At 66.2% G+C, this 15,430-nt stretch carries 13 protein-coding genes; 2 read left to right on the top strand and 11 right to left on the bottom strand.

What is annotated here, in order from left to right; genetic code table 11:
* Window positions 1-13 precede the first annotated feature (13 nt).
* Together JJB99_RS26185 and JJB99_RS26180 are read left to right on the top strand one after the other, a co-directional pair.
* Window positions 14-1,720: a S8 family serine peptidase gene (locus tag JJB99_RS26185; RefSeq protein ID WP_200495135.1), complete on the top strand. Its 1,707-nt coding sequence runs from the start codon at window positions 14-16 to the stop codon at window positions 1,718-1,720.
* A 481-nt stretch (window positions 1,721-2,201) separates the two neighbouring features.
* Window positions 2,202-2,984 carry a TIGR03809 family protein gene (locus JJB99_RS26180; protein ID WP_200495134.1) on the top strand — a complete coding sequence of 261 codons (783 nt, stop codon included), beginning with the start codon at window positions 2,202-2,204 and terminating at the stop codon, window positions 2,982-2,984.
* Between the two features lie 124 nt (window positions 2,985-3,108).
* Here the strand turns inward: JJB99_RS26180 and JJB99_RS26175 are convergent, their stop codons facing one another.
* The 11 genes from JJB99_RS26175 to JJB99_RS26125 all read right to left on the bottom strand — a co-directional run bounded on the left by JJB99_RS26175 (window position 3,109) and on the right by JJB99_RS26125 (window position 15,378).
* Window positions 3,109-3,417 (bottom strand): GIY-YIG nuclease family protein, encoded by a 309-nt coding sequence (locus JJB99_RS26175; RefSeq protein WP_200500308.1) that lies wholly within the window; start codon window positions 3,415-3,417, stop codon window positions 3,109-3,111.
* A gap of 235 nt (window positions 3,418-3,652) precedes the next feature.
* Window positions 3,653-5,023 (bottom strand): TIGR03808 family TAT-translocated repetitive protein, encoded by a 1,371-nt coding sequence (locus tag JJB99_RS26170; RefSeq protein ID WP_200495133.1) that lies wholly within the window; start codon window positions 5,021-5,023, stop codon window positions 3,653-3,655.
* 88 nt (window positions 5,024-5,111) lie between these two features.
* Window positions 5,112-5,765, bottom strand: coding sequence for a pyroglutamyl-peptidase I (locus JJB99_RS26165; protein WP_200495132.1), 654 nt, complete (start codon window positions 5,763-5,765; stop codon window positions 5,112-5,114).
* Window positions 5,762-6,751, bottom strand: coding sequence for a methylmalonyl Co-A mutase-associated GTPase MeaB (gene meaB, locus JJB99_RS26160; protein WP_200495131.1), 990 nt, complete (start codon window positions 6,749-6,751; stop codon window positions 5,762-5,764). Before meaB ends, JJB99_RS26165 begins: the two co-directional genes overlap by 4 nt.
* Window positions 6,752-6,802: 51 nt before the next feature.
* On the bottom strand, window positions 6,803-8,314 hold the full coding sequence (locus JJB99_RS26155; protein ID WP_200495130.1) for a tripartite tricarboxylate transporter permease: 1,512 nt from the start codon (window positions 8,312-8,314) through the stop codon (window positions 6,803-6,805).
* A gap of 4 nt (window positions 8,315-8,318) precedes the next feature.
* A complete protein-coding gene (locus JJB99_RS26150) occupies window positions 8,319-8,816 on the bottom strand; it encodes a tripartite tricarboxylate transporter TctB family protein (protein WP_200495129.1) in 498 nt (165 codons plus the stop codon).
* A gap of 89 nt (window positions 8,817-8,905) precedes the next feature.
* The gene (locus JJB99_RS26145; RefSeq protein WP_200495128.1) at window positions 8,906-9,898 is read right to left on the bottom strand and encodes a tripartite tricarboxylate transporter substrate binding protein; all 993 of its coding nucleotides are present in this window, start codon (window positions 9,896-9,898) and stop codon (window positions 8,906-8,908) included.
* Between the two features lie 134 nt (window positions 9,899-10,032).
* The gene (locus JJB99_RS26140) at window positions 10,033-10,824 is read right to left on the bottom strand and encodes an RsiV family protein (RefSeq protein ID WP_200495127.1); all 792 of its coding nucleotides are present in this window, start codon (window positions 10,822-10,824) and stop codon (window positions 10,033-10,035) included.
* 41 nt (window positions 10,825-10,865) lie between these two features.
* Complete coding sequence (gene scpA, locus JJB99_RS26135) at window positions 10,866-13,022, bottom strand: methylmalonyl-CoA mutase (protein WP_200500307.1); 2,157 nt, start codon at window positions 13,020-13,022, stop codon at window positions 10,866-10,868.
* Window positions 13,023-13,045: 23 nt separating this feature from the next.
* A complete protein-coding gene (locus tag JJB99_RS26130) occupies window positions 13,046-13,510 on the bottom strand; it encodes a GFA family protein (RefSeq protein ID WP_200495126.1) in 465 nt (154 codons plus the stop codon).
* Entirely contained in the window at window positions 13,507-15,378 is a 1,872-nt protein-coding gene (locus JJB99_RS26125; protein WP_200495125.1) for a methylmalonyl-CoA mutase family protein, read from the bottom strand. Before JJB99_RS26125 ends, JJB99_RS26130 begins: the two co-directional genes overlap by 4 nt.
* Between the last annotated feature and the right edge of the window lie 52 nt (window positions 15,379-15,430).

Here is a 15,430-nt window from a genome sequence, read left to right as displayed (position 1 = left end):
CACCCTTCGACCGATGGCAGGCAAATCCGAGAGCAGGATACGCGCCGAGGCCTACGCTTCATCGGTCGGTGCCGCGCTGCTGCTTGCCGCCAGTCTCGGCATTGGGGTTGCTCAGGCGCAGGCGATCATGCGCACGCCGACGATCAGCGTCCCCTCGCGCATGCCGACCATTTCTCCCAGCATCGCTCCGCGCGTCAGCCCTGGTGTCACTGCGCGGGCGGTCAGTGTCGACCGCGGTCCGCGCCCGATTGCCACGCCGCGGATTTCGGCCCGGCTGGGGCCGACGCCGGTGCTGCCCTATGCGCGCTACTCCCCGAACCTCTACCCCGCCTGCACCGCGCCCTATCGCGACGCCGACGGCGAATGCCTGGCGCAGCCGAACGTCGGCGGCGAGGGGACCGGCAGATCGGGCAAGAAGAGCGCCGGCAAGGGCCGCGGCAACACCACGCCGGCGGCCGTGGCCTTGCGCGCCTTCGCAGGCGAATTCGTCGCCGAGATCGACGGCGCATTGTCGGCGACCGAAGCCGACGAGCTGGCACGCCGCCACGGCCTTGCGCGCGTTGCATCGGAGAATTTTCCGCTGATCGGGGCGACGTTCGGCCTGTTCCGCATCACCGATGGCCGGCCTTCCGAGACGGTGCGGCGCGAGTTCGCCGCTGATGCCAGCGTGCGCTCGGTACAGCCGAACTTCCGCTACGTGCTCCAGGACCAGAAACCGCCGGTGCCGAGCGAAGGCGATCCGGCGCAATATGCCCTGGCAAAGCTCCGCCTGCCGCAGGCGCACACGCTGGCGCACGGCGCCAACGTGACGATTGCCGTGATCGATTCCGGCATCGACGCCAGACATCCCGAGCTCACCGATTCCATCGCCGACAATTTCGATGCGCTCGGCAGCATCGAGGGGGCGCACATTCACGGCACCGGCATCGCCGGCGCCATCGTGGCGCATGCCAGGCTGATGGGCAGCGCGCCGGAGGCGCGCATCATCGCGATCCGTGCCTTCGGCGGCACCGCCGGCGGCGCCGAGAGCTCGTCCTACATCATCCTGCGCTCGCTCAATTACGCCGCCGAGCACGGCGCGCAGATCGTCAATATGAGCTTTGCCGGCCCGAAGGACGCCGTGATCGAGCGCGCCATTGCGGCAACCGCTGCGCGCGGGCTGGTGCTGATCGCTGCCGCCGGCAATGCCGGCGCGAAATCGCCGCCGCTCTATCCGGCCGCCAACCCCAACGTGATCGCGGTCAGCGCGACCGACCAGCAGGACGGACTGTTCTCGGCCTCCAACCGTGGCAATCACATCGCGCTGGCGGCGCCCGGCGTCGACATCTTCCTGCCGGCGCCGGATGGCAAATACCAGATGACGTCGGGGACCTCGTTCTCGGCTGCCTATGTCTCCGGCGTCGCCGCTTTGCTGCTGGAGCGCAATTACGCGCTCAAGCCGGAAGCGCTGCGCATGACGCTGGCGAAGACCGCGCGCGATCTCGGCTCGCCCGGCCGCGACGATCTGTTCGGCGCCGGCGAGGCCGATGCGTTTGCCGCGGTCATGGCTGTTCCCGCCGACAGCGCGGCGCCGGTTGCGGCGGCGTCCGGTACAACAAAACGTGAAGATGCGCAGCCACGTCGCGATGAGCCCGGCATCCGCGCGATCGAACAACCTTCGCTGTCGAGCGCGGATGATAAAGCTACGGTTTTTCAGGCTGATAGGCCGGCGGCGCGATAGCAGCTGCGACAACTTTGCGCGCTCGCCAAAGGTTAAAAAATCGAACGCCGCATTGAACGTTCAGCTGGCTGCCACGACCAAAATATGTGGGAGCGGTCATCCCTCCCCATCAGTCATATCAGGCGCGAGCGCCCATCCACCCCAAGCGCCCATATGGCTCGACCCGTCCGGTTGTCCCCCCGGACGGGTCTTTTCTTTTCGGGGTCTCTGTTCCTTCGAAGCCTCGCGCGCGTTCAGCTTCCGGTTGAAGCCTCGCGCCCGTGTTCCTCGCCATCGTGCATCGGCCCGCCGCAAGCCGGTCATGCTTGTGCGAAGCTTGACTCGAAAACACAGCAAATCTCCGCACGACTACGGTCTTTCATGGCGAACGCCGTGTCGTTGCTGGACAAGTCAAAACTTTTCCACAAAATATTCATGTCGCGCCTAAATTGATTCGTGTGCGTTGCGTCGCGTCCGTATCTTTCTCATGACGGGCTGGTTCATGACACATCGCCAAGGGTCTGCTTACGGCCAAGGGTCTGCTCACGCGCCCGGCCGCACCGCGGTTTGCAGCCGAGACATCGCGGCACGCTGGTGCGCACTCGCCGAACAGCGGCTCGAGCATCTCTCCGAAATGTTCGAGACCGGACGCTGGCGCCGCTATCACTCCGAGATCGCATTCCTCGAAAACATCCAGGAAGCCAAACTCGCGGTCCAGACCTGGCGGGCTCTCTCAACCGGTGGCGATGTGGCCGCGGCGGCCGCCAGTGTCTCCCCGGCATTCGGCTGGTCGCCGGCAATCATGCCCCGCGTGTTTCCGCGCGAGCAGGCAGCGCAGACTGTGCAGCCCAAAACTCTGCAACCCAAAACTCTTCAACCCAAGGCCGTCCACATCGCCCCTGAGACCGCCGTGCCGATCAGGCTCGAGCCGAAGCTGGACGTTCTCGCCGAAGTGACGGAAGCGCCGCTCGCTCCGACCGCACCGCTGGCGGTGCCCGCTGCGGTCGCATCGTTCACTGCGCCCGCTGCTGTCCCGCCGCTCAAGGCTCCCGCGGCGAGGGCGCCGCTGACCGCACCTGTCGTGAGGCCGCCGTCGGCAGCGCCTGTTGCGATGGCGCCGCGCACCGCGCCCGCCGTGAGGTCGCCCGCCGCGATGGCAACGCTCCTGCCGCAGTTCGCCCCGCCCGCCACTGAGATCGTCGCAGCCCCCGAGCGCGTCGTCGAATTCACCTTCAGCCTCGACGGCCTGGAAGCGAAATACCCGCTGCTGCGGAACGTGTTCTAGGGGACCCTGGAGAGCGCAACCGCGCCTTCTCCGATCCGTCCTCCTGAAGTGGGAGCAAAGCTGCGCTGCGCAAAGCTTTGAGAGCCTCGAAGGATGCGCGGCCCATCTGGCGCCGCACCAACGCTTACTTCTTCGATCTCGGCGCTCCCGCGCGCCGGCGCGCAAGCTGGCTCACCGATTTCCAATCCGAACGAATGAGCGCTTCCTTCTTCGCGCGGCTCCACCCCTTGAGCTGTCGCTCGGCAGCAATTCCATCAGTGATGCGATCGAAATACTCGGACCACACCAGAACGACCGGGCGCCTCGAATAAGTATAGCCCTGATGGACTCCAGCATTGTGCTTGTCCGCCCGTTTGGACGTATCCTCACCGGTGGCGCTTCCGATATAGAACGAGCCATCCGCGCATCTCAGCATGTAGATATAGATGCCCACAACATCATCCTTCGAGGCTCCCCGCCGGTGCTGCGCACCGCGCGGCTCGCGCCTCAGGATGACGGCCGTGTACTTGTTGTCAATGCTTGATGGAGCAACTTTTGAGTGTGCCGTTGAAGATCGTGCTTCCTGGAAACAGCGCCCCATCTCTCATCCCGTCATCCTGAGGTGCGAAACACGTGGCGCAGCGCGCCACGTGGGGAGCCTCGAAGGATGAACGGCCCCCGCTGTCAGTCTAACGCCGCACTGCATTCCCGCCGATCACCACCTGCGCAAACCGTTGCGCACCCTCGGCGGACAGGTCCGACGTCACCGCACGCGCGTGGTCGAGCCCGACCACGGCGCCGCGCGGGGTTTCCGAGATCATGTTGTTGTTGACGAGCGCGGTGCCGGCGCCGGGCACCACGGAAACGCCTATGCCGGCGAGCGCCCTGCGGATCACATTGCCTGATATCGCGACATCGCGCAGATATTTGCCCCAGCCGGCGACGATGCCGTAGGACGGCGCGTTCTCGATGACGTTGCCGGTCACCGACGAATCTGCCTCGATGTAGATGCCGACGCCGGCATCGTCGTCCGGTGCGGTGCCGATCGGCCGCTTCGGGATCAGATTGCGGATGATATTGCCCTGAACCACGGCAATGCGGCCGCCCTCGTTGAAATTGCAGACGGAGACGCCGACCGCCGCGCCGTCCACAATGTTGTTCGCGATCACGGCGGCCTCGAACGAAAACTCCGAATAGAGCGCGACCTCGCGCACGTCGCTGACGCTGTTGCCTGATATGTGAATGTTGGACGCCGAATTGCCGCGCACCGCGGAGTAGTCGCAGTTCCTGATGCGGTTGCCGCGCACGATCACATTGCCGGCACGAAAGGCGTTGATGGCGTTGCCGTACTGGCCGGAGCCGCCGGGGCCGGCCTTGATGTCCTCGATGCGGTTGTCGGTGACCAGTGTACCGTCGTCGCCGATCGCGCTGCGCAGGATCTCGATGCCGTTGTCGTTGGTCCCGAGAATTGTGTTGCGGGAGACGCTGAGACCCCGCGCGTCGAACGAGACCACCGCCGTCACCGCGATGCTGGTGAAGATGTTGCCGGAGACGTCGCCCGACACCTGCTCGAGCCAGATGCCGCTGCCGCCGGATCCGGTGATCTCGCAATCGGTGATGCGGACGTCGCGGCCGCCGAGGACGTGGATCAGCCCACGCCGCGTCGGCAGCGGGATGCCGCCGCCGTCGAAGGTGATACCGGTGAGGCCGATCGCATCGGAGCCGTCGCTCTGGATTGCCGACGCGCCGCCGGTGAAGACGAGCTTGGTGGCCCCGCGCACGCCGATCAATTGCGAGCCGTTCGGCAGCCGCAGCAGCCCGGTGCGATAGACCCCGGGCGGCAGCGCCAGCGGCACCTGCACCCGCGCGGCATCGTCGATCGCACGCTGAAGCGCACGCGTCTGATCCTCGCCGCTGTTGGGTCGCACGCCATATTGGGTGGCATCGCGGCCGAGCAGGGAGGTCAGCGGCGCCGCGCGCGCGGCATCGGCCGGCATCGCGAGCGCGCCGGCGATGCCGGCGGTGGAAGCTCCAATGAGGTGACGGCGGTTGAGGTCCATGACGCGTCCTCCGCGGGAGGTGTCTGCGCGAACTAGGTAGCGCAGGGCGCAGGGAGGCGTGAGGATTGTTCGCGGTAGGGTTAAATGTTTACGCAACCGGTCTGCGTTTGTTGCGGGCCAACTGCACCATCTCCATCAGCATCGCTTCCCCCGCATCCACCAGCTCATCCAGCGTGATCCTGGGCGCGCCCTTGCGCCGCATGACGCCGCTGCGCGCCAGCAGGGGTACGTGGATGAACGCCGCAAGCTTTGGTCCGTCCGCCCTGACATTCTCGATCGCCCGCCAGCTCAAGTAGTTGCAGAGATAGGCGCCGGCATCGCGCGAGGCGCGCGCGTCGATGCCAGTGCGGCGTGCGGCGCGCAGCAGCCTTGCCGTGTGCGGGCCGAACATCATCGCGTCCGCGTGGCCGGCGATGCCGCGCTTGCTGGCGCGGGTGTTGGCGGCATCGGGCCAGAGCATGGTGACGGCGTTGCGCGCGCGGGTCTCGATGCGCAAAAAAGGCGTGCGCGCGGCAAGGCCGAACATCAGCAGCGCGTCCGGCTTCGCCTTTGCGAGCACATCAGGCAATTGCCGGTCGACCGCGGCGTAAGTGACCGGGAAGATGTGGCTCGCGATCGCGACATTCTCGAGCGCCGGCCGGCGCAGTTGCGTCAGCCGTGCGACCAGCGGCTGGGTCGGATTATAGGGCGCGCCGGGGAAGGGACCGAAGCCGGTGAGGAGGATGCGCAGCTTGTCGCTCATTGCAGCAACTCCAGAATCTGCTCGGCGGCAAGCGCCGGCGTGAGATGGCCTTCGGCCACGTCAGCCTCGATCTTCCGCACTTTCGTCCGCACAGACGCTTCGCTGCGCAGCCGCGACAGCATGCGCTGCTCCAGCATCGACCACATCCACTTCACCTGCTGATCGCGCCGCCGCGCGGCGAAATCGCCGGATGCGTTCATCGCCTTGCGGTGATCCAGAACTTTTTGCCACAACTCGGCGATGCCGGTGCCGGCCAGCGCCGAATAGGTGACGACGGGCGGATGCCAATGCTCGGACCGCGCCGCCAAAATATGCAGCGCGCCGCGATAGTCGGCGGCGGTGATGTTGGCGCGCTTGAGATTGTCGCCGTCGGCCTTGTTGATCGCGATCATGTCGGCGAGCTCGACCAGGCCCTTCTTGATGCCCTGCAACTCATCGCCGCCGCCCGGCAGCATCAGGGCGAGGAAAAAGTCGGTCATGTCGCAGACCGCGGTCTCGGATTGGCCGATGCCGACGGTCTCGACCAGCACGACGCCGAAGCCGGCGGCCTCGCAGAGCAGCATCGCCTCGCGCGTTTTCGCTGCGACGCCGCCGAGCGTGCCGGAGGACGGCGAGGGGCGGATGAAGGCATCGCTAGAGGCCGCGAGCCGCGCCATTCGCGTCTTGTCGCCGAGGATCGAGCCGCCGCTGCGTGCCGAGGACGGATCGACCGCGAGCACCGCGACCTTGTGGCCCTGCTCGATCAGGTAGGTCCCGAGTGCGTCGATGGTGGTGGATTTGCCGACGCCAGGCGAGCCGGTGATGCCGACGCGAAACGCCTTGCCGGTGTCGGGCAGCAGCATCTGCACCAGCTCCCGCGCCAGCGCCTGATGGTCGCCGCGCCGGCTCTCCACCAGCGTGATCGCCCGCGCCAGCGCCGCGCGGCTGCCGGCGCGGAGGTCACGGGCGAGGGATTTGATGTCGAGCGAGGCCTTCTTCTCGGTCATGCCTTGCTTTACAACGCCCTGGCGGAGCAGGCGAGGGCCGCCGGCCCGATATCACCGGGTCGCCGCCACTCCCGTCTCCGGCGGCTTCACTTTCCGCCACACCCACACCATCACCGGCCAGAGCAGGGCGCCGATCGCCATGGCGGCGAGGATCGCGGCGACCGGGCGCTCGAAGAAAGGCAAAATGCTGCCATCCGACTTGATGAGCGACGTCACAAAAGCCTGCTCCACCATGGTGCCCATGACGATGCCGAGCACCATTGCGGCGACGGGATAGCCGTTCGCCTCCATGACATAGCCGATCACGCCGAAGGCTGCGACGGTGACGACGCCGAACATGTTGTTGCCGATCGCGAACGAGCCGACCGCGCAGCAGAGCATGATGATCGGCATGATGGCGGAGCGCGGCGCCAGCAGGATGTAGGCGGCGATCCGGATCATGGCGATGCCGAGCGGGATCATCAGGATGTTCGCGATGATGAACATCAGGTAGATCGCGTACATGCTCGACGCTTTTTCCGTGAACAGCGTCGGGCCCGGATTGAGGCCCTTCATGTAGAGCACGCCGATCGCGATCGCGGCGATGGTGTCGCCGGGGATGCCGAACAGCAGCGAGGGCACCCAGCCCGACGCGATGCTGGCATTGTTGCTGGCGCCGGCTTCGACCAGGCCCTCGACATGGCCGGTGCCGAATTTTTCCGGCTCTTTGGAGAAGCGTTTCGACATCGCATAGGAGACCCAGGCGGCCATGTCGGCGCCGGCGCCGGGCAGCACGCCGATGATGATGCCGACGATGTTCCCGCGCGTCATCTGCCAATGATATTTCTTGGTCAGCTTCCACTGGCCGGCCATGATGCTTCCGAATTTGCGCCGCGGCAGCGGCGGCGGCTCGGGCGTCAGCATCGCGCGCATCACCTGTGCCACCGCGAACACGCCGACCAGCGCCGGGATCGGCTCGATGCCGCCGAACAGATCGGTAATGCCGAACGTGAAGCGCGGCACGCCGCCGGGATTTTCGATGCCGACGCAGGAGACGAGCAAGCCGATGAACATGCCGGCGATCGCCTTCACCGGCGAGGAGCGCGCCACCAACGTGGCGCACATCAGGCCGAGCAGGGCCAGCCAGAAATATTCGAAAGTCGAGAACGACAGCGCGATCTCGGCGAGCGGTGGCGCCAAAATCATCAGCGACAGCACGCCGGCAATGCCGCCGACCGCGGAGAACCAGACGCCCGCACCTAATGCCAGCTCGGCCTGGCCCTTGCGGGTCATCGCATAGGCCTCGTCGGCATAGGCGGCGGAGGCGGGCGTGCCGGGAATGCGCAAGAGCGCGCCGGGGATGTCTCCGGAGAAGATCGCCATCGAGGAGGCCGCGACGATGGTCGCGATCGCCGCGATCGGCGACAGGTAGAAGGTGACGGGGACGAGCAGGGCGGTCGCCATGGTCGCAGACAGGCCGGGCAGCGAGCCGATCACGAGCCCGTACACCGAGGCTGCGAACATCGCGATGATGACCTCCCAGGTGGAGATCAGGGCGAAGGCGTCAAGCAGGGTTTTCAGCATGGGATTACCAGGGCGTCGGCAACAGGCCGGCGGGCAGCGGGACGCGCAGCAGCTTGCCGAAGATGAGGTGGATGGCGAAAGGCGACAGCGCCGCGAGCGGCAGTGCCAGCTTCCACTTGGCCCCGAGCGCGGTCGAGGTGACGTAGACCATGATCGCCGCGGTGATGATGAAGCCGAGCCGGTCGGCGGCGAACACATAGAACAGCAGCAGCGCCGGCGGCAGCAGGGCGCGCACGCTATAGAGCCTGCCCTGTGGCGGCGGGGCAGCGGCCGCCATCTGGCCGTGCTCGAGCGGGATCAGCTCTTCCTCCTCCTCGAAGGAATGTCCGATGCCGAACACGATCGCGAGCCCGCACAGCGCGAGCCCGATGCCGATCACGAGCGGAAACACGTTGGGGCCGACCGGCTGCCCCGGCACCGGCGGCAGGATCCAGCCGCCATAGGCGGAAGCCGCGCCGAGTACGATGAGAAACGATCCCGTGATGGAGTCGGAAAGACGCATGGGAGAGGTCCTGTCAGTGTCCTTCTCCCTCTCCCCCCATCCGCCTTCGCCAAAGTTTAGGCGAGACAAGCGCGGGGAAAGGTGAACGATCACACCTTGCTCAGGCCCGCGGCCTTCATCGCGTCGCCCATCTGGGCGTCGCCCTTGTCCATGAAGCCAGCGAACTCTCCGGCATCGCCCCACACCGTGCCGAAGCCGCGATTGCTCATGAAGTCCTTGAACTCGGCGGAGTCGTAGACCTTCTTCAGCGCCGCAGTGAGCTTGGTTGCGATCTCCGGCGGCAGGTTCTTCGGCGCACCGATGCCGCGCCAGGCGCCGGTCGCGTAATCGATGCCTATCGCCTCCTTCAGCGTCGGCACGTCCTTGAAGATCGGGTTGCGCGCGGGCGCCATGATGGCGAGGCTCCTGGCCTTGCCGGCCTCGATGATGGCGCGCGCCTCCGGCACCGAGCAGGTGGTGAGGTCGAGGCCGCCGGCGGCGAGGTCCTGCATCGCCGGCGCCGCGCCGTTCGAGGGCACCCAGGCGACCTGATTGGCGGGCAGGCCCATCGCCTGCATCCAGCCGACCAGCGCCAGGTGCCAGATGCCACCCTGGCCGGTGCCCGACGCCTTGAACTTGCCGGGCGGTGCCGCCCTGATCGCCTCGGCGAGCTCCTTCACGGACTTATAGGGCGAGGAGGAGGACACCTGGACGCCCGGCGGATCTTCATTCATCAAAGCAAGGGGCGTGTAGCTCCGCGGCGTCAGCTCGGTCAGGCCCTGCCAGTGCATCATCGAGATTTCGACGGTGAGCATGCCGATGGTGTAGCCGTCAGCCTGCGCCGTCGCGATCGCGCTATGGCCGACGACGCCGGAGCCGCCGGTGCGGTTGACGACATTGAAGGGCTGGCCGAGGTCCTTCTCCAGCAGCGCTGCGACAATGCGCGCGGTCGCATCGGTGCCACCGCCCGCGCCCCAGGGCACGATCACGGTGACCGGCCGCGCTGGATAGGCTTGTGCAAGCGCCCGCTTGAGGCCGAACGCGGCGGATGCCGCGACCGCGGCGGTTGAGGCCGCAAAGGTGCGGCGCGTCATCTTGGACATCAATGCCTCCCAGCGGCGCCCGTGACGTCGGGCGCTCTTGTCAATGGAAGCATTCTAGTCGGCTTTGCCGCGCCGTCGCAAGGTAGCGCTACCAATGCGCTGTGAGCAACGTGGTGGCGTTGTCCAAATCCTGATCATTGCGGCTCGTCCGCATCGCCCTTCGGCCGCGCGCCGCCGAAGATGCGCGTGCCTTCCGCGGTGAGATGCGGCTTCAGTCTCTCCCACGGCACGAAGGCGACATACTCGCCTTCGGCGTAGGGGCCGACCGCGTAGGGTGGATAGTGGAAGGTGAGCCCGGAGCTCTTGCCCGCTTCGGTTGAAGGCGCGAGCGTCACCGCGCCGATCTTGAGCAGGCTCGGCTCCAAGTGCTTGAACCACTCGTCGGTCGCGGTCTCGCTGGTGTCGCGCTTCTTCTTCTCGATTTTCAGCGAGGCGATCACGGCCTTCACCATCGCCGTCATGGTGGGCCCGCCGTCGGCGGTCTCGGTGAAGAACGGGCGGATCGAGATGCGCTTGCCCTCGGCCTTGTCCCACAGGATCGTGTTCACGTCCGAGTTGGGATGCGCGCCGTGGGTATCCATGTAGTCGTCGCGCAGGACGCTGACGTAGCGGTCGGCAACGACGGAGCGGATCGCATATTTGCGCTCGAAATCCCAGCCGCCGTCCCTGAAGAACTGCGGATCCTGCTCGCGCGAGGCGGCGGCTTCAGCCGCGTTCTTGTCGAGCCACTTTTTGCCTTCGGCGAGGCAATCCGCCGCCAGCGCGGCATCTGCCTTGATTCTGTCGTCGAGGAAGACGCGGGCGTCGATGCTCTTGGTCTTGACGACGGCGTCGGGCTTGGGGCCGGCGGCGTGCGCGAGACCGAACAGCGCGCCGCAAACGGCGACCGCAGTCAGCGCGCGCACGAGCGTTGGCGCGAGAAACATCACGCAAAAATTCCTTCTTGTCGGAAGATCGACGGTGACCGTTACTCCGCCGCCTCACTATGCCCGAGCCGGGCATTCAGCTTGCGGATCAGCTCCTCGGCCGCGTCCGCGATCACGGTGCCCGGCGGGAAGATCGCTTCTGCGCCGGCCGCGTAGAGCGCATCGTAGTCCTGCGGCGGCACCACGCCGCCGACGATGATCATGATGTCGTCGCGGCCCTGCTTCTTCAGCGCGGCTTGGAGCTCCGGCACGGCGGTGAGATGGGCAGCGGCGAGCGAGGAGACGCCGAGGATGTGCACGTCGTTCTCGATCGCCTGCCGCGCGGCTTCGTCGGCGGTCGCAAACAGCGGCCCGATGTCGACGTCGAAGCCGATATCGGCGAAGGCGGATGCAATCACCTTCTGGCCGCGGTCGTGGCCGTCCTGGCCGATTTTGGCGACCAGGATGCGCGGGCGGCGGCCCTCCGCTTCTTCAAAGGCGTCGATCAGCGCCTGAACCTTCTCGACCTGGTTGCCCATGCTGGACGCCTCTCGCTTGTAGACGCCGGTGATGGATTTGATCTCGGCGCGGTGCCGGCCGAACACTTTCTCCATCGCGTCAGAGATTTCGCCGACGGTTGCTTTCGCGCGCGCCGCGTCGATTGCGAGCGCGAGCAGATTGCCGTTGCCTTCGCCGGCCGAGCGCGTCAGTGCGGCGAGCGCGGCGTCGACGTCCTTCTGGTTGCGCTCGGATTTGAGGCGCGTCAGCTTGTCGATCTGCAGGCGCCGAACATTGGTGTTGTCGACCTTGAGGATTTCGATCGGCGTCTCGTCGGTCGGCTTGTACTTGTTGACGCCGATCACGGCCTGCTTGCCGGCATCGATGCGGGCTTGCGTCTTGGCCGAGGCTTCCTCAATGCGCAGCTTCGGTACGCCGGCCTCGATGGCCTTCGCCATGCCGCCGAGCTCCTCGACCTCCTGGATATGGCCCCAGGCTTTCGCGGCGAGATCGCGCGTCAGGCGCTCGACGTAATATGAGCCGCCCCAGGGATCGATGATGCGGGTGGTGCCGCTCTCCTGCTGCAGGAACAGCTGGGTGTTGCGGGCGATGCGGGCCGAGAAGTCGGTCGGCAGCGCGAGCGCCTCGTCGAGTGCGTTGGTGTGCAGCGACTGAGTGTGGCCTTGCGTCGCCGCCATCGCCTCCACCGTCGTGCGCATCACGTTGTTGAAGACGTCCTGCGCGGTCAGCGACCAGCCCGAGGTCTGGCTATGCGTGCGCAGCGATAGAGAGCGGGGGTCTTTCGGATTGAACGGCTTCAAGAGCTTCGCCCAGAGCAGGCGCGCGGCGCGCAGCTTGGCGACCTCCATGAAGAAGTTCATGCCGATCGCCCAGAAGAACGACAGCCGCGGCGCGAAGCGGTCGACATCCAGGCCGGCGGCAAGGCCGGCGCGTAAGTATTCGACGCCGTCGGCGAGCGTATAGGCGAGCTCGAGGTCCTGCGTCGCGCCGGCCTCCTGCATGTGGTAGCCGGAGATCGAGATCGAATTGTATTTCGGCATCCTCGTGGAGGTGTAAGCGAAGATGTCGGAGATGATCCGCATCGAGGGCGCTGGCGGATAGATATAGGTGTTGCGCACCATGAACTCTTTCAGAATGTCGTTCTGAATGGTGCCCGAGAGCTTTTCCGGCGGTACGCCCTGTTCCTCGGCGGCCGCGACGTAGAGCGCGAGGATCGGCAGCACCGCGCCGTTCATGGTCATGGACACGCTCATCTGCTCGAGCGGAATCCCCGCAAACAGCGTGCGCATGTCGTAGATGGAATCGATGGCGACACCAGCCATGCCGACGTCGCCGCCGACGCGCGGATGATCCGAGTCGTAGCCGCGATGCGTGGCGAGGTCGAAGGCCACCGAGAGGCCTTTCTGTCCGGCCGCCAGATTGCGGCGGTAGAACGCGTTGGAATCCTCCGCCGTGGAGAAGCCGGCATATTGCCTGACCGTCCAGGGCTGGTTGACATACATGGTCGGGTAGGGGCCGCGCAGGTAAGGCGCGATGCCCGGATAGGTCTCGAGGAAATCGAGCCCGGCGAGATCCGCCTCGCCATAAGCGGGCTTCACCAGAATTCCCTCGGGCGTCAGCCACGGCTCGGCGCTGCCTGACGGCGCTGCGGTGGCGATACGCTCGAAGGCGACGTCGGCGAAATCAGGGATGCGGCTCATGGCTTCAACCATTCTATAGGCGCTCAATCATGATCCGGATGCTGATGGCTGACGATGGTCGCCATCTTCTCCGGTCCGTAATTCTGCTGCGTGGTTTGGCTCGGCAGGTTGGAGATGCCGACCACCCAGCCGAGGCGGGACTCGGTTCCGTACTGCCGGGTTGGCACCAGCCGGTCGGGGCGGTCGAAGGCGCCGGTCATGATCTCGATGCGGTCGCCATCGATGCGGGCGAAGCTCAGCGGCGTGCCGCAGGCGGCGCAATAGCCGCGATCGGCAATCGAGGAGGAGCGGAAGAACGAAGGCTTGCCTTTGGTCCAGGCGAAGTCAGCCCGATTGATGTCGGCAAAGGAGGCGAACGGCGCACCGCTGGCCTTCTGGCACATCCGGCAATGGCAGATCGAGACCCGGTTCGGCGTGGCCGTGACCGCGAAGCGCACGGCGCCGCATTGGCAGCCGCCGGTGAAGACTGTCTTGCCGGATTCGGTCATGCCTGCTCCATCCGAAGGTAGGCCTCCTGTAGCGTGGCAAGCGCGTCGGCCCCGGCAAAGATGAAGCCGGTGACCCCGGCAGCCCGCAAGTCCGCCTCGGCCTCAGCCGGGCGGCCTGCCAGGTAGATATGTCGGCTTCCTGCACTTTGCAGGGCCTTTGCCGTAGCTTCGGCGTGTTCCGCATAGACCTTGTCGCTGGAACAAAGGCAGGCAAGCTCCGCGCCTGAGGCCCGGAACGCGGCAGCCAGCTCGGCCGGATCGCTAAAGCCCTCGCTGTCCACCGCCTGGATCCCGCCGGCTTCGAAAAAGCTCCTCGCAAAGGTCGCGCGCGGCGTGAAATCGGCGGGCGTGCCGAGATTGGCCAAAAACACTTTTGGCCGCGCGCCGCGCGCCTTCAGTGCTGCATCGGATTTGTCGCGAAGCGCCTCGAATGGTTGCGCAAGCCGCATCGGGGGGAGCGGATCGAACTTGTATTTTTGCTCGCCGTAAGGCGCGAGCGCGACCGGCGTTGCCTGGAGCACCGCGGTCTCGCTCTCATGCAGGTTCGGAAACTCGCTGGCGCCGGTCAACACGTCGCAGCGCTTGGCGATGTTGGCCTCGCGCGCCTTTCGCGTCGCCGCGACCTTGCTCTGGAACAGGCCCTGCTGAAGCGCGGCAAAGGCGCCGCCGGCTTTCTCGCTCTCCTGGAACAGCGCCCAGGCCGCCTCGCACAGCTGCGCGGTCAGCGTCTCGATGCCGCCGGCGCCCGCTGCGGGATCGCTGACTTTGGCGAGATTGCTTTCGTCCAGCAGCAGGAGCTGCGTATTGCGCGCCACGCGCCGCGCGAACGGATCAGGCAGGCCCAGCGCCGTCGTATGCGGCAGCACGGTGATCGCGTTGGCGCCGGCGAGCCCCGCTGCGAATGTCGCGACGGTCGCGCGCAGCATGTTCACATAGGGGTCGCGCTGCGTCAGCATGCGCCAGGCGGTGTCGGCGGCGATGAACAGCGGTTTTGGCGTCAGCCCGCAGGCCGTCTCGATGCGCGTCCACAGCAGCCGCAGTGCGCGGAATTTGGCCATGGTCAGGAACTGGTCAGCATCGGCGGCAAGCCGCGCATAGACCATATCCCGCGCCTGCTCGAGCGGAATGCCGCCACCTTCGATCGCGCGCAAGTAGGCAACGCCGCAGGCGAGCGCGAAGGCGAGCTCCTGCACCTCGGAGCCACCGGCGTCGTGGATAACGCGTCCGTCGGCGGAGGCAAACGGCCCGCTGAAGCCGAGTGCGGCGAGACCCTTGATGCCGCCCGTGATAGCGGGAACGATCTCGTCCCAGCTATAAGGGCTGTGGCCCCACACCGCACAGGCGGCGAGCGGATCGAGGCCGAAGCGGATGTTGCAAGCCGCGGGATCGAGGCCCTTGCTCTTCACATATTCCGCGACATGGATCGCGGCCATCCGCGATTGCGGACCGATCTCGAGCTCGAGGCCAATGCCGGCATCGAGATGAATGTCCTTCAACACTGTTGCGATGGCATCGGCCGAAGGTTCCAGGCCGAAGCCGCGAGCGCCATTGGCGCCGGCGAACACCAGCACAAGCCCCGTCGCGCCGTTCTCGAGGTCGGTGAGCGCCTGCGCGTTCGCGAGCGCCGGATCGGGATGGTCGATCCGCTGCATGATTTGCCACGGCGCAGAAGCGGCCCGTCCCACCACGGGCGTAACGCCGCTGGCGCGCGGATAGAGCGGGTCGATCTTGATGCCGTCATAGGTCTTGCCGACCAGCTTCTCGAACGGCGCGCCGTTCAGCACGCCGTCGACCAGCTTGCGCCAGTCTTCGACGGTCGCCTTGGGAAAATCGGCCGCCAGCGGCAGATCGTCAGTCACGGAGGTCATGCAGCCAAGGGCTCCCAAAGTCTTCTCATTCGCAGGCGAAATTGCCACGGCG

It is taken from the genome of Bradyrhizobium diazoefficiens (assembly GCF_016616235.1).
In the GTDB taxonomy this organism is placed as follows: domain Bacteria; phylum Pseudomonadota; class Alphaproteobacteria; order Rhizobiales; family Xanthobacteraceae; genus Bradyrhizobium; species Bradyrhizobium diazoefficiens_H.
This window is presented reverse-complemented; position numbering and strand designations above follow the sequence as displayed.

What these genes read in the sequence shown, in the direction of transcription:
- scpA (WP_200500307.1), bottom strand. Translation starts at nt 13,022, where the DNA reads ATGAGCCGCATCCCTGATTTCGCCGACGTCGCCTTCGAGCGTATCGCC.
- JJB99_RS26165 (WP_200495132.1), bottom strand. Translation starts at nt 5,765, where the DNA reads ATGAGCGACAAGCTGCGCATCCTCCTCACCGGCTTCGGTCCCTTCCCC.
- JJB99_RS26155 (WP_200495130.1), bottom strand. Translation starts at nt 8,314, where the DNA reads ATGCTGAAAACCCTGCTTGACGCCTTCGCCCTGATCTCCACCTGGGAG.
- JJB99_RS26125 (WP_200495125.1), bottom strand. Translation starts at nt 15,378, where the DNA reads ATGACCTCCGTGACTGACGATCTGCCGCTGGCGGCCGATTTTCCCAAG.
- JJB99_RS26130 (WP_200495126.1), bottom strand. Translation starts at nt 13,510, where the DNA reads ATGACCGAATCCGGCAAGACAGTCTTCACCGGCGGCTGCCAATGCGGC.
- JJB99_RS26145 (WP_200495128.1), bottom strand. Translation starts at nt 9,898, where the DNA reads ATGTCCAAGATGACGCGCCGCACCTTTGCGGCCTCAACCGCCGCGGTC.
- JJB99_RS26150 (WP_200495129.1), bottom strand. Translation starts at nt 8,816, where the DNA reads ATGCGTCTTTCCGACTCCATCACGGGATCGTTTCTCATCGTACTCGGC.
- JJB99_RS26185 (WP_200495135.1), top strand. Translation starts at nt 14, where the DNA reads ATGGCAGGCAAATCCGAGAGCAGGATACGCGCCGAGGCCTACGCTTCA.
- JJB99_RS26170 (WP_200495133.1), bottom strand. Translation starts at nt 5,023, where the DNA reads ATGGACCTCAACCGCCGTCACCTCATTGGAGCTTCCACCGCCGGCATC.
- JJB99_RS26140 (WP_200495127.1), bottom strand. Translation starts at nt 10,824, where the DNA reads ATGTTTCTCGCGCCAACGCTCGTGCGCGCGCTGACTGCGGTCGCCGTT.
- JJB99_RS26180 (WP_200495134.1), top strand. Translation starts at nt 2,202, where the DNA reads ATGACACATCGCCAAGGGTCTGCTTACGGCCAAGGGTCTGCTCACGCG.
- meaB (WP_200495131.1), bottom strand. Translation starts at nt 6,751, where the DNA reads ATGACCGAGAAGAAGGCCTCGCTCGACATCAAATCCCTCGCCCGTGAC.